Consider the following 21383-nt stretch of genomic DNA (forward strand, 5'->3'; position numbering starts at 1 on the left):
GGGCGATCCGGTGACGCCCGGCGACGTCAGGATGTCAGAGCCATTTTTTCCGCCGGAAAAACAGCAGGGTCATGGCCGAGGACAGGATCATCAACAGCACGGCAAAGGGATAGCCCCACATCTCGTCCAGCTCGGGCATGTACTTGAAGTTCATGCCATAGGCGCTGGCAATGAGGGTGGGCGGCATGAAAATCACGGTGACCACGGTGAAAATCTTGATCACCCGGTTCTGCTCCATGTCGACCAGGCCGAGGAAGGTGTTCTGGAGGAATTCGAGCCGCTCGAAATTGAACGAGGTGTGGTCCAGCAGCGAGCCCACGTCCTTGATCATGATCCGCATGTTCTCGTGGTCTTCCTTGGGGAACATCTTGCTCTTGAGCATTGAGGAGATGATGCGCTGTTTTTCCACGATATTTTCGCGAATGGTAATGGTCGATTCCTGCAGGGAGGTGATTTTGAGCAGCAGGTCGCGGTCCGGGTCCTTGTCGCCGATCATCTGCTTGGTGATCTCGGAAATCCGGTCGGTGATGGTTTCGATGAGGTCGGCGTCGGAGTCGATCCGGGTTTCGAGGATGGTGAGGAAAATGTCCTCGCCGTCAACCGGCTTGATCGCGCGCAGCTTGCGGTAGGTCTCGGTGAACGAGCGGAATTCGTGGGAACGCTGGGTGAATAGGATCTTGTCCTTGAGGATGAACGAGACCGGCACATTGGTGAAGGCATTGCTTTCGGGAACAAGGAAATTGAGGTTGATGCCGATCTCCTCCTCGGTCTCGACGTATTTCGAACTGGACTCGATCTCCTCGCTCTCCTGCTTGGTGAAGAGCTCCACCCGGAAATCCTTCTCCACCTGCCGGATTTCCTCCTCGGAAGGATTGATCAGATCAATCCAGAAGATGTTGGGGCTGACGGAACCGTTGCCGCTTTCCATCTTGACCATTCTGTTGTCTAAATAAAAATAGTTGACCATGGCGGCGTTCCGGATCGGGTGAATGGGGATGAGCAGCGCGTCAAGGGACCGTCGGTCAACGGCCCTGTCTGGCCCCGGCGGAAGAAGGCTCCGCTTCTTCCGCACATAAGGGGAGATAATTGTACTGAGCGCCAACCGGAAAAGTCAATCGGGAAAAGGGGGCGGACAGGCGTCGCCTCCTTGGCACGGGCCAGGCGCGCGGAGGCGATCTAGTCGAAGAAACCGGTTTTTTGCGCCAGGGCGCACAGGCAAAACCCCAGAACCATGGCGATCAGGCCTATCCGGCGCAAAAGATGGGGTGGCATGGTCGCAATCTGGTGCAGCCAGCGCTGCATGGATTCCGGCGCGGCGACATAGGGCAGCCCTTCCAGAACGAGCACCAGCCCAATCAACGTTATCAGGAGTTTCATGGACGCTGCTTTACCAGAAAGCGGCTGGCGGTGCAACAGACCACAAAGCTGTTGACAACGGCCGGTCAAAAAAAGTACCTTGCCGTTCAGTATCCAACCTGTAGATATCTTGCGACAGTTGTCGATTCCACAGCGGATTCGGCGCTGACGGCAGCCCCACAACGACTCCCCATGACCCAATCATCTTCAAAGTACAGCGCAGCCGGCGTCGACATCGACAAGGGCAATCTCTTCGTTACCCGGATCAAGGACATCGTCGCCGGAACCCACCGGCGCGGCGTGATCTCGGACATCGGCGGTTTTTCCGGACTGTTTGCCATCGGCAACGAAGATGTGCAAAATCCGGTTCTGGTCGCCTCCACCGATGGCGTGGGCACCAAGTTGACAGTGGCCAAAATGTGCAACAAGCACGACACCATCGGCATCGATCTGGTGGCGATGTGCGTCAACGACGTGGTGGTCAGCGGCTCCAAACCGCTATTCTTCCTCGATTATTTTGCCAGCAGTGCCCTAGACCTTGATGTGGCCACCGATGTGGTTCGCGGCATTGCCGAGGGCTGCAAGCAGGCGCACTGCTCCCTGATCGGCGGCGAAACAGCGGAGATGCCCGGCCTGTATCAACCCGGCGACTACGACCTGGCAGGGTTCGTGGTCGGCATTGGCGACCGCAACGCCCTGGTCGACGGCAGCGACATCCGGGTCGGCGACCGGATCATCGGCCTGGCCTCCTCGGGTTTCCATTCCAACGGCTATTCCCTGGTCCGCAAGATCTTCTTCGAGGAGCTGGGTAAAGAGGTCGACGATTTCATCGAGGAATTCGGCTGCACCTTGGGCGAGGAGTTGCTCAAGCCCACCCGCATCTACGTGGACAGCGTGGTCAGCATCCTGCGACGCCACCGGATTCACGGCCTGGTCCACATCACCGGCGGCGGTTTCATCGACAACATTCCCCGCATCCTGCCCGCCGGCTGCTCCGCCCATATCCATCCCGGCTCCTGGCCCATCCCGCCCTGCTTCACCTATGTGCAGGAAAAAGGCGGCATCGCGGCCGAGGAAATGTACCGGACCTTCAATATGGGCATCGGCATGATGGCCGTGGTACCGGACAGCAATGTCGAGGACATGCTGCACCAGTTTGCCGCCCACGGCGAGCAGCCCTATCTCATCGGCGAAATCAAGCCCGCCCAGGCCAACAACGGCGGCCAGGTCATCATCGACGACATCTACTGATTCCCGTCTTCTGCTGCGAACCAAAAAAGCTTCGGATGGTCGCCATCCGGAGCTTTTTTTATGCCCGCTTTTTTGAACAAGCTTCATCTCCTGGTCTTCGTCAACAACCGGGGAAAGCACTGCACCACTTCCGCTCGACAGCGTCCCAACGCGCCTGCAATATCTCGCCCAAAACACGCATCGATCTCTGGACAGACCAATGTGGGGAATACCGCTTTTCTCTGCCCTGGAAATACTTCCTCGCAACATCGCATATAAATTCTGGCAAAAAAGCATCTTGTCAAAAAAGACCCTGCACGATATCATCGATACAATCTATTTGTAAAATAGATTAAATCTATAAAATGATCACAACTATCGATAGACGCTTTAGAGCAGACTGGTTGAGTTAGCTGGTGCTGGCCGCGGGCTTCAACCCCGTTGGGCCTCCTCTGGAAAGGGAGGCCGCTTGGTTCGATTCCAAAACCAGTCTCCAATCAAGCGGACCGTAGTATTTTCAATTTTCGCGAGCCGGACACCTGGACAAAAACGAGTGTGGCCCAATGCCAGCAAACGAACATGTGCGTGCCGGTCGATCAACCGAACGACCTGACTGGGAATTTGACGATGAGTTCGATGGCGGCGAGGAAACCTGCGGCCGGGTGACCCGTAAATACGGCTGATCAGCGGAGAGATGCGTCTCCTTGGTCCGCTTCTTTCCGCAAATGCTCGGCAAAGGCGGTGGCGATGGGCGCAAGCGCCTTGTTTTTGCGGGTAACGAGGTAAAAAGGACGCTCCCCGGATACATCGTCCAGTGGTATTGCAATCAGTGCACCCCACTTGAGCTCTCCGGCTATCGACCGGCGAGAAAGCATCGAAATCCCCACCCCGGCCTTGACCGCCTCTTTGACGGCTTCGTTGGAACCGAACTGCGCGGCCTCGTGCAGATCGGACTCTCTGTACCCCTTGCTTTCAAGAATCTGGGCAATGCTCTTTCTGGTTCCCGACCCCTGCTCTCTGAACACAAAAGGTTCGGCCAGAATATCGCTCACGGGAATGGCCTGCCCGTTGTGCGCGAAACCGCCCGGATAGGTGACCAGTACCAGGGTGTCGGCAAAAAGGGGGTGCCACTCAAGGCCTCGTTCGTTCCACATGGCCCCGACCAAACCCAAATCGTATTCGCCATCGAGGACTTTCTGGGCAACGGTTCGTGAACCGCTGATGCGGACGATGGTTTTGATGTCGGGATACTGTTGGCGAAACCGGCTGATTATCGACGGCAAAATAAAGGTGCCGGGAATGGTGCTGGCGCCGATGAGCAGATTCCCCACGAACTGGCCGCTGTATTGGACAAGGGCCTGCAGGGTTTCCTGCTGCAAGCGAAGTATCTTGCTGGCATAGTTATACAGAAGCCGCCCAACCGGGGTGGGTTCCGCCACTCGTCCCCGCCGGTCCACCAACTTCTGCCCAAGCTCTTCTTCAAGATGGCGAATGTGGTCGCTAACGGTCGGCTGTGAAAGCTGCATTGCCTGGGCGGCTTTGGTAAAGCTTTTCAGTTCGACAATTCTGCAGAATGCATCAAGTTTTCGGATATCCATCTCTGGAGCCTACCGTTGGGACGCAAGAAGCGGGTTTGGTATTACGAAGGAGGGATGAACGATCAATCTCTGGGGATAATGTTACGTTAACGTGGAAGATTTCTATTTTCCGACACCTTGGACCTGCAAAGATATTCAACACAATCAAAGAGAAAAGAATGAAGCGGGACATGCCCGACGCTATCAGAAGCAATCCGAGGCCATGTGCCCGGTGCTTCGCGCCAGGATAAAAAAACGGTCGAACGGAATTATTCCATTCGACCGCAATCGGAGGTATTGCCTTGAAGCTTTTCCAGGCCGTGCGCCAGGGCGGGCAGCACGGTTTCGAGATTTTCTTCCGCCGCCTTGCGGCTGCCGGGAAGGTTGAGGATCAAACATTTGTTGCGGATACCGGCGATCCCGCGCGACCAGACCGCCTGCACCGTTTTCCGGAGGCTGGCCATGCGCATAGCCTCGGCCAAGCCCGGCACCTCGCACTCGATCACCGCCCTGGTGGCCTCCGGGGTCCGGTCGCTGGGCGACACGCCGGTCCCGCCGGTGGTGACGACCAGATCGAGTTTGCGCTCGTCGGCCCAGGTTTTCAGAAGCTGTTCGATCAACTCCTGCCGGTCGGGCAGGAGTTGATATTCCGCCACCTCATACCCCGCGGTTTGCAGCATCTCCCGGATGCGGGGTCCGCTGGTGTCCTCGCGCTCGCCGCGCGACCCCTTGTCGCTCAGGGTCAGGACACCGCAGCGGTAGGCCCGGGGAAGAGCGGCCACTATTCCTCCGCCTGCTCCTTGTACTCGGCGATGATCTTCTCGGCGATCTGGCCGGGAACCTCTTCGTAGTGCGAGAACTTGGTCAGAAAGGTGCCGCGGCCGCCGGTCATCGAAGTGAGATCCAGGGCATAGAGCAGGATCTCGGATTGGGGCACATGGGCGTTGATGATCTCGTATTTGTCCGTCGAATCCATGCCGAGCACCCGGCCGCGACGGCTGTTGAGATCGCCCATGACATCGCCGACGAAATCCTTGGGCACCCGCACCTCCACCTCCATGATCGGCTCGAGGAGTACCGGATTCGCCTGCACCACGCCCTTCTTGAAGGCCAGCGATCCCGCCACCTTGAACGCCATTTCCGAGGAGTCGACGGTGTGATAGGAACCATCGATCAGGCTGACCTTGAGGTCAACAAACGGATAGCCGGCAATGACGCCGCGCTCCATGGCCTCGAGAATGCCCTTCTCCACCGCCGGGCGGTATTGCTGGGGGATGACGCCGCCGACGATCTTGTCCAGGAACTGGAAATGCTCGCCACGGGGCAAGGGTTCCATCTCGATGGTACAGTCGCCGAACTGGCCCCGGCCGCCGGATTGCTTTTTGTGCTTGCCCTGAACCGTGACCTTGCCTTTCAGGGTCTCGCGGTAGGGAATCCGGGGCGGCCGCAGCTCCATTTCCACCCCGAATTTACGTTTGATCTTTTCGCCGATCACTTCGAGATGCACCTGGCCGACCCCGGAAATGAGCGTCTCGTGGGTTTGCTGCTCGCGGGTGAGCTTTAGGGTCAAGTCTTCGTCGAGCAGACGGGTGATGGAGGAGAAAAGCTTCTCCTCGTCGCCCTTCTTGGCGCCGACCGCATAGGCGATCACCGGGGGCAGCGGCTCGACCATCGGGTAGACGACCTGGTTGGCCTCGTCGCACAGGGTGTCGCCGGTGGTGGTCTCCTTGAGTTTTGCCACCGCCACCACCATGCCGGGCACGGCCTCGTCCACCGGCTTTTGCTCCTTGCCGGCCATGACGAAAAGCTGGCCGAACCGCTCGGAGGTACCCTTGGAGGCGTTGTAGAAGGTATCGCCCTTGAGGGTGCCGGAAAAGACGCGGAAAATGGTCAGGCGGCCGGCGAACGGATCGGCCATGGTCTTGAAGACCAGGGCCGAAAACGGCGCATCGGCGGTACCGGGGCGCTCGGCGGCTTCCTTGTTCTTGGGATTGGTGCCGATCCGGACCTCGCGCTGGTCGGGCGAGGGCAGGAGGTTGACAATGGCATCGAGCACCACGCCGGAGCCTTTGTTAACCAGCGCGGCGCAGGCGCAGACCGGGGCGATCTTTGCCTCCTTGATGGCCTTGGCCAGGCCGGTTTTCAGTTCCTCATCGCTCAGAGTGCCTTCCTCGAGGAATTTTTCGATCAGCTCGTCGTCGGTCTCGGCCACGTTCTCCATCAGGGTTTCGCGCATGATCGCCACCTCGTCGGCCAGGTCCGCCGGCACCGGCGCGGCCTCGGCCTTGCCGTCGGCGAACAGCAGGGCCTTGTTGGCCATGATGTCGACCACACCCTTGAACTGATCCTCGGCACCGATGGGTAAATACAGCACCACGGGATTGAGGCCGGTGGCCTCCTTGATGCCGTCGACCGTTTTCTGAAAATTGGCCCGCTCCCGGTCCATCTTGGTGACGCAGATCAGGCAGGGCAGCTTATGCTCCTTGATCAGATCGACGAATTTCTCGGTCTGCGGCCGCACGCCCAGGACCGCGCCCACGGTGAGGATGGCGCTGTCGGCCACCTGGGCGGCAAAGCGGGTCTCGTTGAAGAAGTTGTCGTCACCGGGGGTGTCGATGCAGTACACATCGTTTTTCTGCCAGGTCAGCTGGTTGAAGGCCGCGCCGATCGAAATCTTGCGCTTGCTCTCTTCCGGTTCGAAATCCATGGAAGAGGTGCCCTCGTCCACCTTGCCCAACCGCTTCAGGGCACCGGCGGTAAACAGAAGGGCCTCGGCAAGAGAGGATTTGCCGCTGTTGCCATGGCCGAGAAAAACCACATTCCTGATGTGCTGTACGTCCTGCATGGAGTCCTCCAGTGAGTGCAACGGTTGTATCGACGTCCACGGCGAACCTGACCATTCTCACAACCTGCCGTGAGAACGGCATTTTGAACTCCGAAACGCAATAGTTATGACTGAAACGGGCTTCGTCGGCGGACCACCGCGAGCTTGGTCCCATCAACCGACGAAGCGAAGAAAAGCCCTCGCGCTTTCACGGCAGGCGTGGTAACCATCGGGTCCGCGCAAACGAGCCCTTTTTATATTCGTATTAAGATTGCAAAGTCAAGCGATAACCTGCTGAAACACTGAACAAGCGATGGCCGACGAACCAGCGGTTCAACCCGCCAAATCCACCGGAAAAATAGCCCGATCAGCCGGCGCGGTTTCCATTGCCGTGATGTGCAGCCGCGTGCTCGGTTTGATCCGGGAGCAAATCTTCGCCGGCCTGTTTGGCGCCGGTTTTGCCATCGACGCCTTTGTGGTCGCCTTCCGCATTCCCAACCTGCTGCGCGATCTCTTCGCCGAGGGGGCGCTCTCCGCCGCCTTTGTCACCGTGTTCACCGAGTACAACACCAACCGGGGGGCCGAGGCCACCTGGCGGCTGGCCGGCAACGTCATGGTGTTCTTCTCCTTGCTGATCAGCGCCTTCACCCTGGCCGCCATCTACTGGGCCGAACCGCTCGTCGGCCTGCTGGCTCCGAATTTCGCGCTGATCCCCGGCAAGACCGAGTTGACCGTCCAGCTCACCCGGATCATGATGCCCTTTTTGCTCTGCGTCTCCCTGGCGGCGGTGGTGATGGGCATCCTCAACACCAAAGGCCGCTTTTTCGTGCCGGCGATGTCCTCCACCTTCTTCAACATCGGCTCGATCGTCGGCGGTCTGTCCCTGGCCTGGCTCTTCCCTCGCTTCGGTCAGCCGGCCATCGCCGGCATGGCCTGGGGCACCCTGATCGGCGGCATCCTCCAACTACTGATGCAACTGCCGACCCTGTTCAAGGTCGGTTTCCGGTTCCGGTTTGCCTGCAATCCGCTCGATCCGGGGCTGCGGCGCATCCTGCTGCTCATGCTGCCGGCCACCATCGGCCTGTCGGCCACCCAGATCAACATCTTCGTCAACACCAACTTTGCCGCCTCCTGCGTCGAGGGCTCGGTTTCCTGGCTCAACTACGCCTTCCGCCTGGTGCAGCTGCCGATCGGGGTATTCGGCGTGGCCCTGTCGATCGCGGTGATGCCGATTCTGGCCAAGCAGGCCGCGCAAAAGGATCTGCCCAGCCTCAAGCAGACCTTCACCTCCTCGCTGGTGCTGGTCTTCGCCCTGGCCGTTCCGGCCACCGCCGGCCTGATGCTGCTGGCCCGGCCGATCATCCGTCTGATCTTCGAGCACGGCGCCTTCACCGGCGCCGACACCATCCAGACCGCCGACGCCCTCACCTATTACGCCATCGGCCTCTTCGCCTATTCGGCCATCAAAGTGATGGTGCCGGTGTTTTATGCCATCAACAACACCCGTTACCCGGTGATCGGCAGTTTTCTCGGCGTGGCGGCCAACGTCGGCACCATTTACCTGGTGATCGGTGCACTCCAGCACCGGGGCATCGCCCTGTCCACCTCCTGCGCCATGATCCTCAATTTTCTCTTTCTCGGCGTGGTGCTCTATCGCAAGCTGGACGGGTATCCGCTGGGGTATCTGCTGCGGGGATTGGTGAAAATCGTGGCGGCCACCGGCCTGATGTGCGGCGGGATATGGGGGCTGGAATTGCTGCTCGCGCCCTGGCAACAGGGAGCGGTGTGGGCGCAGGCCGGGGTGCTGGTGCTGCTGGTCGGGGTGGCGGTGACGATCTACGCGGTCGGCCTGCAGGTTCTGCGGCTGCCGGAATTCACCCTGCTGACCGGTAAGCTGGTTCAGCGTTGGCGCAAATCGTAGAGGAGTTGCAACTGGGCGAGCAGGCCGACCACCGCCGTGTCGACATGGAGGATGCGGCGCCCCATGGTGAAGCCGTAAAAGCCGCGATCGAGAAATTGGCCGAGTTCGTAGTCGGACCAGCCGCCCTCGGGACCGATGGCCAACAACAGCCGCTGCCCGGACCGGCCGGACACCGGCAGGCCGGACACGGTGCCGTCGACGCCGGGATGGGCGATCAGCCCCTGGCCGTCAAGGGTGGGCAGGACATCCTCGACAAAGGGTTTGAACTGCGGATGGATGCAGACCTCGGGCAGCCAGGTGTCCATGGCCTGCTCCATGCCTTCCAGGAGCAAGGCGCGGATTTTCTCCGGCGCCAGCACCGGGCTGTGGAAAAAGGATTTTTCGACCCGCCGCGAACGGATGAGGTGAAAGCGCCGCACGCCCAGCACGGTGGCCTGCTTGAGAATCCGCTGAAGCATGATCGGCCGGGGCAGGGCCAAGATCAGTTCAAGGTGCAGTTCACAGTCCGGCTCCCGCGCCAACTCCACCGTCAGCCGCACGGCTTCCCCCTCCACCGCTGTCACTCGGCCGCTGCCCAGCTTGCCGCCGATCACCCCCACCCGTACCGTGTCGCCCGCCTCCACCTTGAGCACCCGCAGCAGATGTTCGGCCCGGCGGCCAACGATGCGGGCCCTGCCTTCTTCGTCGAGCTCGGCGGGATCGAGCAGCAAAAGGTTCAAGCGAACCTCCTCACAGCCGCAACACCTTGTCCTCGAATTGCAGGGTGGCGAAATAATCCTCGGCCCGTTCCTCGCGGCGGACGAGCCGCACCGCGCCGTCCTGACCCAGGAGCAGTTCCTGGGGCCGGAGCTTACCGTTGTAGTTGAACCCCATGGCGTGGCCGTGGGCGCCGGAATCCTGGATGACGAGGATATCGCCGTCAACGATGACCGGCAGCTCGCGCTGGACGGCGAACTTGTCGTTGTTCTCGCACAACGAGCCCACCACGTCCACCACTTCGGTGCCGGCGGCGCCATCCTTGCCCAGGACATCGATATGGTGGTAGGCGCCGTAGAGGGCCGGCCGCATCAGGGCCGACATGCAGGCGTCCACGCCGATATAGGTGCGGTAGATATTTTTGCGGTTGATGGCCCGGGTCACCAGTACCCCGTGCGGGCCGGTCATATAGCGGCCGCTCTCCATGAGCAGGGCCGGGCAGTAGCCGTTGCGATCCTTGAAATCGACGAACAGGGCGGTGATCTCCTCGCCCATGGCCTGGATATTCAGGGGATCGATTCCCGGCAGGTAGGGGATGCCGAGCCCGCCGCCGATATTGATGAACTCGAAGTCGATGCCCAACTCCGAGTGAATGCGATCCACCAGTTCCAGCAACATGGCCGCGGTCTGGACCATGTAGCTGTAGTGGAGTTCGTTGGAAGCCAGCATGGTGTGCAGGCCGAACCGCTTTGCCCCCTTGGCCCGGGCCTGGCGATAGGCCTCGACGATCTGGTCGTGGCTGACCCCGTACTTGGCCTCCTCGGGCTTGCCGATAATGTCGTTGCCCTGGCGGCGCGTCCCGGGATTGTAGCGGAAGCAGATCAATTCCGGCATCTGCGGCACCTTGTCGATCAGGGTGATGTCGTCCAGGTTGAGAATGCAGCCGCCCTCGGCCGTTGCGGCCGCGAAATCCGCCGGGCTGGTGTTGTTGGAGGTGAACATGATCTCCTCCCCTCGCGCCCCCAGCTTCCGGGCCAGCATCAACTCGGTGACCGAACTGCAATCAAAGCCGAAGCCCATGCCCTGCATCAGGGCCATCACCGAGGGATTGGGCAGGGCCTTGACCGCGTAATACTCGCTGAACACCGGGATATCGGCAAAGGCCTCTTTGAGCCGGCGGCCGGTTTCGCGGATGCCCGCCTCGTCGTAGACGTGGAAGGGTGTGCCGTAATGGGCCACGATGGCCGGGAGGTGCGGGAAAAGACGATCTTTGAAGGCTTGGGACATCGGCATGGGTGGACCTCGTGTGTTCAACCGCGGATGGGAATGCGCGCGGTTTCCTTGTATGTGTGCAAAACGGCCGCGGTCTTGGTGGACGCGACCTCCTCGATGACAGCGATTTTTTCCCGGATAAGCCCCGCCAGTTCGGCGGTGTCGGCCACCCGCACCTTGACCAGGTAGCAGTCCTCGCCGGCCACATAGTGCACTTCCTGCACCTCAGGAATGGCGGCCAGGGCTTCGCCGGTTTCCGGCCGGTCGCCCACTGAGCGGGAGCGGATTTCGATGAAGGCGATCTGGCGGCGGTTGAACCGGGCCGGGTTAAGCCGCACCTCGTAGCCGTCGATCACCCCCTGGCGCTCCATCTTGCGAATGCGCTCCAGAACCGCCGAAGGCGCCATCTCCACCTTGCGGGCCACATCGACATTGGGGATACGGGCTTTTTCCTGCAATATATTTAGTATTTCCAGACTGATATCGTCAAGCATCGGTCAAGGTCTCCGCGCAAAAAACAATCGAAAACTCTGTCGCAACCGGGCCATGGCACCGGGAGATCGCCGGCCCTTTCAAGAATAAAATTCACCAAAATTATTGATTTTCAAAATAACATAGCATCATCAGTCAACATGATCCATAATTATTCTCCATCGAATATAAATCGGCGAACGCGATACACTTGCCCCCCACAAACCAAACCGCTCCCGGCGCTTCTTCTTGGACAGCAGGGCAAAATGCTGGTATCAACAAGAAAAATATGCACCACCCTTATTGAAGGATACCGACTGCCGATGTTGTTGCTCTACCCCTTGTTCACCACGATCCTGGCCCTGGCGCTGCTGCCGATTCTGATCTCCCTGGCTTGCCGGAAAAAATACCGCGGCCGAATCGGCAAAAGGCTGGGCTGGGGTTTGGCCGCGCAGATGGCGTGGCTTCCTTCCGCCAAAGGTCCGACCCTGTGGATACATGCCCTCTCGGTGGGCGAAGTCACCTCGGCCGTTCCCCTGGTGCGCGGCCTGCGGGTCGCCCATCCCCAGGCACGGATTCTTTTTTCCGTCACCACCGGGGCCGGGGACGAAGTGGCCCGCAAGCTGCTGGCACCCCACGTCGACCTCATCCTTGCCGCGCCCGTGGACGTGGGCTGGGTGGTGCCGTATTTCACGCGGGTGATCCGCCCCGATCTGTTTCTTTTGGTGGAAACCGATTTTTGGTGGCATTGGCTGCGCTGCCTGCGCCGCCGCCAAATCCCCACGGTTCTGGTCAATGGCCGGATCTCGGCGGCCTCCATGACCCGCTACCGCCGATTTTCCCGTTTCTTTCTGCCGATGTTCCGGTCGTTTTCCCTGCTTGCCATGCAGACCGCCGCCGATGCGGCACAGATGGTCGCCTTGGGTGTGGAGACGGACAAGGTCGTCACTCTGGGTAATCTCAAGTTCGACACCAGCCTGTTGAGCGGGGCTGCGATCAACCACGGGGCCCTGGCCATCCAGAAGGAACGGTACGGATTTGCCGTGGCTCCGCCGCTTTGGGTGTGCGGCTCGACCCATCGCGGCGAGGAAGCCATTCTGTTCCGAGTGTACCGGCGATTGCTCACACGCATCGCCGATCTCCAGCTGGTGCTGGCGCCGCGCAACATCGAGCGGGCCGAGGAAATCGTCGAACTCGCCGGCGGGCACGGCCTGGTGTGCCGCCGCTGGAGCCTCGATCCCCAGAAACAAGAGTCGCTGCTCATCCTCGACACCATCGGCGAGTTGGCCGGATGTTATGCCATGGCCGAGGTAGCCTTTGTCGGCGGTAGCCTGGTGGCCTCGGGGGGCCACAATCCGATTGAGCCGGCCGCGGCGGCGGTGCCCGCGCTTTTTGGACCGCACATGGAGGATTTTGCCGAAATTGCCGCGGAACTGATCCGGTGCGGCGGTGCCGGCCAAGTCGACTCGGAGGACAGCCTCTACAACCTGCTCCACCAACTCCTCATCGACCGGGAACAGAGGCGCTCGATGTCCGAGGCGGCCCGGGCCTGTGTCGTGGCCAACCGGGGCGTCGTCCGCAGGCACCTGGAAGCCATCGCCCCCTTGTTGTCCGGGATGTCTCCATCCCCATGGAAAGGTTGATCCGGCGCTGCACCGACAACCTGCTGGTCAGTGCCGCAATCTGTTTCATTGCCGGGGCCGGGGCCGCTTTTTATCTCCCCCCCCGGTGGCCGGTCGGCCCGGAACCGCTGGCCATCGTGGCTGTCCTGTTGTCCCTATCCCTGCTCGCGCTCCTGTTCATCCGTCGTCTGCGGCCGCTGGCGGCGCTTTTCGCCTTTTTCCTGACCGGCCTGGTACATACCCATGGGGCGCTGCAACCCATCGACGATCCGCATCATATCGCCACCTTCGTCACCCAACCGACCAAGGTGACCCTGGTCGGCCGAATGCTGACCATGGCCGAATACGACGGCGAGCAAACCCGCTGGGATCTGGACAGCGAAGCGCTGCTGCCGCACGACCCCGCCGCCCCTTCCGCATTCCGGCCAGTCCGGGGCAAGGTCCGACTCACGGTTCCCGGAACCCTTGCCCCGGAATTCGTCCCGGGCAAGAAGATGATGGTCATGGCCAGCCTGGACCGCATCAGCACCTACCAAACCCCAGGCGCTTTCGACTATCGCCTGCACATGGCGGCGCAAGGCATCCTGTGCTCGGGCTGGATTCGCTCTCCCCACGAGATCGTGCCGGTGGCGGAGCCGTTGCGTCCCGGCTGGCGCGACCTGTCCTTTGTGCCGGAACGCATCCGGCAGCATGCCGCCGGGTTTTTCGCCGCCCGATTCGACCGTGACGTGGCCGGATTTTTCCAGGCCCTGCTCATCGGCTCCACCGTCAACATTTCCCCTCGCCTGATCGAGGCCTTCAAGGACAACGGCTGCTTTCACGTCCTGTCCATATCCGGCCTCCACCTGGGGCTGCTCGGGGTATTCTGCGCCGTCCTGTTCACCTGGCTGCTGAAGCGAAGCACCTGGTTGCTGCTCCATGTCCATGTGCCCACCCTGGCCCTGACGCTGACCGCGCCGATTTTGCTCTTTTACACCTTTATCGCCGGTTTCAATGTCCCTGCCGTCCGTTCGCTGGTCACGGCACTGCTGGTGCTGTTTGCGGTGATGGTCCGTAGGCAGCGGACCCTGATCCACCTGATTGCCGGCGCGGCCCTCATTGTCCTGGCCGTAACGCCGCTGGCCCTCTTCACCCCTTCCTTCCAACTGTCCTTCGCCGCGGTCCTGGCCATCAACCTGATCTACCCCCGCCTGCCGCTGTTCCTGACCCCGGAGGAAGCGCCTTCAACGCTTTCGCCCCAAATCGGGCGGGCAATTCGCGTCCTCCAATCCATGCTGTATGTCTCCTTGGCCGCCACGGCCGGCACCTTGCCGATTCTGCTTTACCACTTCAACCGCGTTTCCCTGATCGGGCCGGTCATGAACCTGGTGATCGAACCCTTGCTCTGCCTGTGGGCCCTGCCCTGCGGCCTGCTGGCCCTGCCATTGATTCCGGTTTTTCCGAACCTGGCCGCCCTCCTGTGTCAAGTCGGCCGGCCGGCGATCGAGCTGACGGTCTGGCTGAGCGAGGCCGTTGCCCGATTGCCCCACGCCTCGGTGTGGACGATCACCCCCAACGCGGGGGAAATTGTGTTGTACTACTGCCTTCTGGTCCTCCTGCTCCGGCCGGGGAAAACCGCCCGGCACCTTGTGTTGACCCTGGCCCTGACCCTCGTGCTGGCGGGCTCGTTCACCCGCTCGCTTTGGTTGCGTGAGACGGGCCAGGACCTGACGGTCAGCTTTCTTGATGTCGGCCAGGGCACCTGCACCCTGGTGCAACTGCCCGACGGCGGTGCCATCCTGATCGACGGCGGCGGCTACCAGAGCGAACAGTTCGACCCCGGCCAGAGTCTGATCGCGCCCTTTCTCTGGCGGCAACGTATCTGGCGGCTCGACGGGCTGATCATTACCCACCCGCACCGGGACCATTACAATGGCCTGCCTTTTGTCGCGGCCCGATTCCGGCCCCAGTGGGCAATGGTCAACGGCGATCCGGGCGAGGAACCGGACTACGAGGCCTTGATGCAGACCATTCGGAAGCAGGGCGGCACGGCGAGGGTTGCCAGGGCCGGGGATATGTTATACGGGGGACGCGAGGTGGAAATCGCCTGTCTCGGCATGAACGATGTGTCGGGAGCCAACGCCACCGGATCGATCAACGATCGCAGCCTGGTGGTGAGGCTTCGATACAAAATGCGCAGCTTTCTCTTTCCGGGCGATATCGGCAATGCGAGCGAAAACCGGCTGCTTCGGGCAGGCATTGCCGTGCAATCCGATGTCCTGCTGGCGCCGCACCATGGCAGCCGCACCTCGGCCGGAGCATCCTTTATGGATGCGGTTGCCCCGGCGTTGATCGTGGTTTCGGCCGGCCGGAGAGGCCAGGAGACCCATCCGGCCAAAGAGCACCTCGCACGGTGGCGACAGCTACAGATTCCGGCTTTGATCACCGCACGGACCGGGACCGTAACCGTCCGGACCAACGGAGAAGACATGCATGTCGCCACCCGGGCAGGGGAAAGCCTGCGCCTTGAGAAGGCCGGCAAGGACGCCCCTCTTGGCAAGTGAAACTTGAAAGGCGGGAAATAATGCGGTATACTATAGGGTTAAGATACAAAGAAGAAATTGGATTCAACAGGGAGGAGCAACGATGATGGCATTCGGGAGAAAATGTCCGGCCTGCGGCGGCAAAAACCTGATCGACCGTGCACCGAATTCCTGGCTTGCCACCCTACCGACAGCCCGATCCTGCGCCTGCGCCGACTGCCATCAGCAGCTTGTCCTCCTGGCCACCTTTGCAATCGGCGTGGAGCAGCGGCGCTTCCCCCGCCGACGGCTGCCGTCTTTCTTCCTTGTCCGCATTCCGGCCACGAACCAATACGCCCGCATAAAAAACATCAGCGAAGGCGGCCTCTGCTTCGACCTGGATTACAACGCCCTGCCCCTCACCCGCCGTTCTCTCAGGCTGGATCTCTATAATTGCAACGACGGCTCATCCCTGGAACAGATTCCGGCGGAGATCGTCTCCACCTCCGAGCAGATCGTGGAAAACAACGGTTTCAAAACCACGGTCCTCAACAACTGCGCCCGGTTCGTCAACCTCAACCAGGCGCAGCGCAAAGTACTGGCCAACTGTCTGGTCCAGTACGCCATCTAACCGAATCGACTCGACTTCCCATCAGGTCTCGGTGAAATCCGAGGGCTGGTGGCGCAGAAACTTCAAGAACCGCGCCTTCTCGTAACTATTGGTGTAGGCGTCCTCGGCACTGATCTTCTTCTTTTCCAACAGCTCGAAAATCGCGTCGTCCAGGGTCTGCATGCCATACTTTTTGCCGGTCTGCATGATCGACGGGATCTGGTAGGTCTTGCCTTCGCGGATCAAGTTGCGGACCGCCGCCGTGCAGATCAAAATTTCCAGTGCCGCCACCCGTCCCTTGACGTCGACCCGCCGAAACAGAGTCTGCGCGACCACGGCCCGCAGGGCGTCAGCCAAGGTGGAGCGCACCTGTCCCTGCTGGTTGGCGGGAAAAATTTCCACCACGCGGTCCACGGTCTTCATGGCATTGATGGTATGCAGGGTGCCGAACACCAGATGGCCGGTCATGGCCGCCTCCATGGCCAAGGAAATGGTCTCCAAATCGCGCATTTCGCCGACCAGGATGATATCCGGATCCTCGCGAAGGGCGCCACGCAGAGCAGCGGAAAAACTTCTGGTATGAGTGCCCACTTCCCGGTGGTTGATCACGCAATTCTGGCTTTTGTGCACGAACTCGATGGGATCCTCCACGGTAAGGATGTGGTCTTTCCTGGTCCGGTTGCACTCGTCGAGAATCGCCGCGAGCGTGGTCGACTTACCCGATCCGGTCGGGCCAGTGACCAGGACCAGCCCCTTGGGCAGCGAGGCCAGCCGCGACACCACCTTGGGCAGACCGAGCTGTTCGCAGGTCATGACTTCACTGGGAATCTCGCGGAACACCGCGCCGATGCCGTATTTCTGCTGGAAAAAGTTGCAACGGTAGCGGGCCAGTCCCGGAATCTCGTAACCGAAATCGAGATCGCCGTTTTCCTCGAAAATCTTGATTTTATCTTCCGGGCAAATCTCGTAGAGCATGCTTTTCAGGTATTCGTTGTCGAGCACCTTGAATTTCACGCGCTCCATATCGCCCCGGACGCGCAGAACCGGTTGCTGCCCGGACATCAAATGGAGGTCGGATGCGCCTTCATCATTCATCAATTTGAAAAAAGCGTCAATTTGGGCCATGTGCGTTGCTCCTCATGCATTGTTCGCTGAAAACCGGCAAATCGTTCCTGTTGCAGGTTAGCAGAAATAACCGTTGATGTTGAAGCATTTCATGCGGTTCGTGCAACTTTTCTTGCGCGACCGGATTGATCCGCAGAGCGGGTACGGACTCAGGAAGCCGCCAATTCGGCGATCGCAGCCCTGGCCCGCTCCACTTGGGAAGGCGTACAAGCCCTTGCGGCCATTGCCTGGTTGAAACACTGTTTCGCCCGGGTTCGTTTCATACCCAGCGCATTGAGCCGGCCGGCAAGCAGCAGGCCTTCCACATGATTGCGCTGCAATTGCAGGCATTGCCTGGTCGCGGCCCCTGCTTCGGTGCGACTCCCCGCATGCAGCAAGGCTCGGCCCAGCCGGCACCAGTGATCCGGGTTGAAATTGTCCAGCGCCAGCGCCTTGCGGCACAGGGTCAAACCGATATCATTGCCCTCTCCCAGCTCCACATACAGCAAACCCAGCGTGCTGAGCGAAATGCTGTCTTGGGGGAAAAGCTGCAAGGCCCGCTGGCAGGCTCTGACAGCTTCCTCGCCTCGGCCGTTTTCCCAATAGGCCTGACCCAGCAGACGGAACAGGAGGAATTCTCGGTCGCTGCCCGGACACTCCCGCCAATGTTCGAAAACTTCCAAGGCCTTGGCGTGGTCGCCCAGCTCGGCATACAGTTTGCCCAAGGGCAGGAGCAGTTCCTGCGGCGAGGCCTCGCTTTGCTCCAACAGCCGATAGGCCCGCTCGAAACTCTCCAGGGCCTTTTCCCGCTGCCCCAGGGTTTGCTGCACATGCCCGAGGTTGACCAGAGCCATGTAATTGGCCGGCTCCTTTGCCAAAACCTCCTGAAAACAGGTTGCCGCCTGCCGCTCCTGGCCGCATTCCACCAATGCCACCCCCAGGCTGTTGAGCAAGTTCGGATCACCGGGCCGCAAGCGGAGCCCCCGGCGGTATTCGCCGATCGCGGCCCGGTAATCGCCTTCCTCGAAGAAAAAATCGCCGCTGACATTTAAGCTGACATGGTCAAAGACGGTGGTCATCTCCGACCCGAGAAAAGAACCGTGCAGAAGCGCCTTGAGGCAGTTGCCGGGGATGGCGCTTTTGGCATAGTCGAGACAGGGCCAGGAAGCAATCCCGATGGCAAGCGAATCCTTGCCGCAATGCTCGCGAACGTGCGTCCTGATCGCGGCAATCGCCTGTTCGGCGGCGGCCGCATCGGCTTCTGGCAAGATGAACAGGGCCGAGCGTTCCTCTTCACCGAGAAAATCGATCCGCGGCAAAGACATGCCAGCCAGCGATATCGAATCCGGCCACGCCATTTCCCCTGCCGACTGGCTGGCCTCCTGCCGGGTAGCAAGCGCAAGCGTGAACCGGGAAAGTCCTCGCCAGCGCTGCTTCAGTCGTGCCAGTACCGCAGGCTGCCGCAACTGGAACGGATGGGGAAAGCGCTCGTCAATGGAATCGATATCGCACAGTCCGAAGGGTCCGCGTTTTTCGGCCAGGGCCAGGGCGCGCCAAAGGCGGTCCAGCACGTTGGCAGCGGGCTGGCAATCGCCGCCGCTCACCTGCGCAAACCCGATCTGCACCCTGCTCAATCCTTCCTGCTTCAATTGACGTTGTAGGTAATGGGTCGTTTTCATGGCCTGTTCCCGGTTTTCCGCGGGCAGCAGCACCCCGAACACGCCGTAGCCAAACGAAAAGCAGTGCATCCGGGTCAGCGCTTGCAGCAGGTCGGCAATTTCCCGCAATTTTTGGATGTTGCCGACCGCTGTTCGCCGGTAAAAAGCCGTGTTCAGCAAGAGAAAGAAAGCCGGTGCGTCACCGGGGTCCTCCTGCAGAAAGGTCATGGCCGCGCGCCTGTTGTACAGGTCGGCTTCGGGATCGATATACCCCCAATGCACCAATTCGAGTTCCTGCAGCAAGGTAGCCCGCACTTCTCGCAGCCATCGGCCCGACATCTTGCGCAACAGGGCGGGATCGACATCGCCGATCACCACGGCGGCGCACTCTCCCGAAGGCAAGTCCAACGGCAGGATCAGCCGATCGCCCAGCATGCCGGGTTCTCGGGAGATGGTCGTTTCCGCCGGGGACGACGCCCCTGTTCGCGTCGCCAAAGTCTGATCCAGGGGATGCACTGAACCGTCGGTGGAAAAAACGGCAAAGGAGACAGTGGCAGGGACGGGCAAAAGCCGTTGCGCCTCTTCGGCCATGGGCCGGCGCAGGATATACAAATCACTCAGGGAAAACATATCGGTTCGTCAAGAGGTACGGTTTGTAAAGAAGTGATGAGACGTGCGCAGAATTCAGGTCCGCTCGTCCCTGCCTGGCTGCAGGGCGGCCTGGAGACCGGCGAGCAGGATATCGGTTTCGTCAGCGGCGATCGTCCGGAGATCGAACAGCAGCCGATCGGCCTCCACCCTGCCGATAACCGGGACAGAGGTTTGTCGCAGTCGGCGCTCCAACTGGCTGATCTTCAGGGCAATGGGTTCCACGGCCACGGCCCAACTGGCCAAATTCTGCTCCGGCATTGCGCCGCCGCCAACCTGGGAGCAGGTACGCTGGACGGTAAAAACGGCATAATCCGCCAGCAGGACGTGGCATTGCTCGCAGAGCGCACGCGCACGTTCCGCCAGGACCGCCTCGGGCAGCGCGATCATCGCCAGGGTGGGAATTTCCCGCAGCGCCTGGGCCTCATCGAGGTACAGCCTGAGCACCGATTCCAGCGCGGCCAAAGTCAATTTGTCGATGCGCAACGCCCGGTTCAACGGATTGTTTTTGATTTGATCGATATAATATTTTCGCCCGACCAGGATTCCGGCCTGCGGACCACCCAACAGCTTGTCACCGCTGAAGGTCACGATGTCCATCCCGCCCGCGACCGCCTCCTGGACAGTCGGCTCCTTGGCCAGACCAAAACGACTCAAGTCGATCAGGCAACCGGAGCCGAGATCCTCCATGACCGGGAGGTCGTGTTTTTTTCCGAGCCCGATCAACTCGGCATCGTTCACCTCGCTGGTAAATCCGATGATCCGGTAATTGCTGCAATGGACCCGGAGCAGCAGGCCCGTATCGTCAGTGATTGCCTGCTGATAGTCGCGCAGATGGGTCCTGTTGGTCGTACCGACCTCAACCAGACGGGCGCCGCTTCGTCGCATGATATCGGGAATGCGAAAGGATCCGCCGATTTCCACCAGCTGTCCGCGGGAGACGATCACCTCTTTGCCGCTGGCCAGGGTTTCCAAGGCAAGCAGCACCGCGGCAGCATTGTTGTTGACCACCAGGGCCGATTCGGCACCGGTCAATTCGCAGAGCAATCCTTCGACGTGATGGTAGCGAGACCCGCGCTTACCCGTATCCAGGTTCAACTCCAGATTCGAATAGTGCGCGGCAGCTGCCCGCAGCGTAGCCATTGTCCCCATGGGCAGCAGCGAACGGCCCATATTGGTGTGCACGATCACGCCGGTACCGTTAATGACGCGTCGCAGGCCAAGACCATGATACTGCCGGACAAAGTGAGCTAATTCCTCCAACAGGCGTTGTCGGTCGGACACAATCGCCCCGGTTTTCCGATTGGTCTGAATCGATTGCCGGACAATATCCAAAAAGTGGCGAACACAAAATTTAAGCCGCTGCAAGGGAATGTCGTCCAGAGTACCGGATGCGACAAGCCATCCCATGCAGTCATTCACACTGGGGATATCCCTAAAAACAGATTGTTGCTGTGAGTCCATGCACAATATCGACTGCGCGCCTCGCACATAAAAAAACATAAAGCAAAAGACCGCACCCACGCGGCAAGCACCGGCAGAGTACGACAAAGCAACCGCAGAAAGCAATTAAAAACAAAACAAATTCACCTCGTTGAAAACAAAGCCCGGACAAAGCCGATCAAATGAAAAAAAGGCGTTGACATTCCCTTGGGCTTTTTGTATTTTCGCCCTCCGTTGCCTCAAGGAAGCGCAAGCGTTAAACGGCATGATCAAAAGAACGCTAAAAAAAGCATTGCGCATCCCGGCGACATCTGCTAAACTATCGATCTCGCCTCAAGGTGAGTTGGAAGTTACAAGCGAGTCTAAATTGAAGTGTGAGTTTAGGCGTTTGATCTTTGAAAACTGAACAGTAAACGAGCGGGCCAAGATTTATTTGGTTTTGAATTGGAA

Annotated in this window: 16 protein-coding genes and 1 tRNA gene; 6 read left to right on the forward strand and 11 right to left on the reverse strand. The window is 60.1% G+C overall.

Translation table 11 applies throughout. The annotated features are described in order from the left end of the window. Positions 1–34 precede the first annotated feature (34 nt). Positions 35–967, reverse strand: a complete 933-nt coding sequence (corA, locus tag RMR13_RS04485) for a magnesium/cobalt transporter CorA (protein ID WP_310599443.1) — start codon at positions 965–967, stop codon at positions 35–37. 209 nt (positions 968–1176) lie between these two features. Next, positions 1177–1377 (reverse strand): DUF2065 domain-containing protein, encoded by a 201-nt coding sequence (locus RMR13_RS04490; protein WP_310599444.1) that lies wholly within the window; start codon positions 1375–1377, stop codon positions 1177–1179. A 171-nt stretch (positions 1378–1548) separates the two neighbouring features. On the opposite strand from RMR13_RS04490, the gene purM reads away from it, so the two are divergent. Then, positions 1549–2607 (forward strand): phosphoribosylformylglycinamidine cyclo-ligase, encoded by a 1059-nt coding sequence (purM, locus tag RMR13_RS04495; protein WP_310599445.1) that lies wholly within the window; start codon positions 1549–1551, stop codon positions 2605–2607. A 377-nt stretch (positions 2608–2984) separates the two neighbouring features. Next, positions 2985–3082, forward strand: a tRNA-Sec gene (locus RMR13_RS04500). 187 nt (positions 3083–3269) lie between these two features. Here the strand turns inward: RMR13_RS04500 and RMR13_RS04505 are convergent. The 3 genes from RMR13_RS04505 to fusA form a co-directional block, all read right to left on the reverse strand. Then, positions 3270–4184 carry a selenium metabolism-associated LysR family transcriptional regulator gene (locus RMR13_RS04505; RefSeq protein ID WP_310599446.1) on the reverse strand — a complete coding sequence of 305 codons (915 nt, stop codon included), beginning with the start codon at positions 4182–4184 and terminating at the stop codon, positions 3270–3272. 248 nt (positions 4185–4432) lie between these two features. Beyond that, entirely contained in the window at positions 4433–4945 is a 513-nt protein-coding gene (locus RMR13_RS04510) for a MogA/MoaB family molybdenum cofactor biosynthesis protein (protein ID WP_310599447.1), read from the reverse strand. Continuing rightward, positions 4945–7008: an elongation factor G gene (gene fusA, locus RMR13_RS04515; RefSeq protein ID WP_310599448.1), complete on the reverse strand. Its 2064-nt coding sequence runs from the start codon at positions 7006–7008 to the stop codon at positions 4945–4947. Before fusA ends, RMR13_RS04510 begins: the two co-directional genes overlap by 1 nt. 292 nt (positions 7009–7300) lie before the next feature. Between fusA and murJ the strand changes: the two genes are divergently transcribed. Beyond that, the gene (gene murJ / locus RMR13_RS04520) at positions 7301–8908 is read left to right on the forward strand and encodes a murein biosynthesis integral membrane protein MurJ (protein WP_310599449.1); all 1608 of its coding nucleotides are present in this window, start codon (positions 7301–7303) and stop codon (positions 8906–8908) included. Here murJ and RMR13_RS04525 read toward each other — a convergent pair. The 3 genes from RMR13_RS04525 to RMR13_RS04535 are packed head-to-tail and all read right to left on the reverse strand — an operon-like array spanning position 8887 to position 11370. Continuing rightward, positions 8887–9627, reverse strand: coding sequence for a 16S rRNA (uracil(1498)-N(3))-methyltransferase (locus tag RMR13_RS04525; RefSeq protein ID WP_310599450.1), 741 nt, complete (start codon positions 9625–9627; stop codon positions 8887–8889). The genes murJ and RMR13_RS04525 overlap by 22 nt on opposite strands. A gap of 10 nt (positions 9628–9637) precedes the next feature. Then, a complete protein-coding gene (locus tag RMR13_RS04530) occupies positions 9638–10897 on the reverse strand; it encodes a diaminopimelate decarboxylase (protein ID WP_310599451.1) in 1260 nt (419 codons plus the stop codon). 17 nt (positions 10898–10914) lie between these two features. Continuing rightward, on the reverse strand, positions 10915–11370 hold the full coding sequence (locus RMR13_RS04535; protein ID WP_310599452.1) for an Lrp/AsnC family transcriptional regulator: 456 nt from the start codon (positions 11368–11370) through the stop codon (positions 10915–10917). Positions 11371–11613: 243 nt separating this feature from the next. On the opposite strand from RMR13_RS04535, the gene RMR13_RS04540 reads away from it, so the two are divergent. The 3 genes from RMR13_RS04540 to RMR13_RS04550 all read left to right on the forward strand — a co-directional run bounded on the left by RMR13_RS04540 (position 11614) and on the right by RMR13_RS04550 (position 16101). Next, positions 11614–12990, forward strand: coding sequence for a 3-deoxy-D-manno-octulosonic acid transferase (locus tag RMR13_RS04540; RefSeq protein WP_310599453.1), 1377 nt, complete (start codon positions 11614–11616; stop codon positions 12988–12990). Further along, on the forward strand, positions 12978–15512 hold the full coding sequence (locus RMR13_RS04545) for a DNA internalization-related competence protein ComEC/Rec2 (RefSeq protein WP_310599454.1): 2535 nt from the start codon (positions 12978–12980) through the stop codon (positions 15510–15512). Before RMR13_RS04540 ends, RMR13_RS04545 begins: the two co-directional genes overlap by 13 nt. 82 nt (positions 15513–15594) lie before the next feature. Next, positions 15595–16101, forward strand: a complete 507-nt coding sequence (locus RMR13_RS04550) for a PilZ domain-containing protein (RefSeq protein ID WP_310599455.1) — start codon at positions 15595–15597, stop codon at positions 16099–16101. Positions 16102–16122: 21 nt separating this feature from the next. On the opposite strand, the gene RMR13_RS04555 is transcribed toward RMR13_RS04550, so the two are convergent. The 3 genes from RMR13_RS04555 to selA all read right to left on the reverse strand — a co-directional run bounded on the left by RMR13_RS04555 (position 16123) and on the right by selA (position 20993). Then, positions 16123–17205, reverse strand: coding sequence for a type IV pilus twitching motility protein PilT (locus tag RMR13_RS04555; protein ID WP_310599456.1), 1083 nt, complete (start codon positions 17203–17205; stop codon positions 16123–16125). A gap of 149 nt (positions 17206–17354) precedes the next feature. Continuing rightward, positions 17355–19472, reverse strand: a complete 2118-nt coding sequence (locus RMR13_RS04560; RefSeq protein WP_310599457.1) for a tetratricopeptide repeat protein — start codon at positions 19470–19472, stop codon at positions 17355–17357. Positions 19473–19526: 54 nt separating this feature from the next. After that, the gene (gene selA, locus RMR13_RS04565) at positions 19527–20993 is read right to left on the reverse strand and encodes an L-seryl-tRNA(Sec) selenium transferase (RefSeq protein WP_310599458.1); all 1467 of its coding nucleotides are present in this window, start codon (positions 20991–20993) and stop codon (positions 19527–19529) included. Positions 20994–21383: the final 390 nt, after the last annotated feature.

Source organism: Desulfobulbus sp. (assembly GCF_031547805.1).
In the GTDB taxonomy this organism is placed as follows: Bacteria; Desulfobacterota; Desulfobulbia; order Desulfobulbales; family Desulfobulbaceae; genus Desulfobulbus.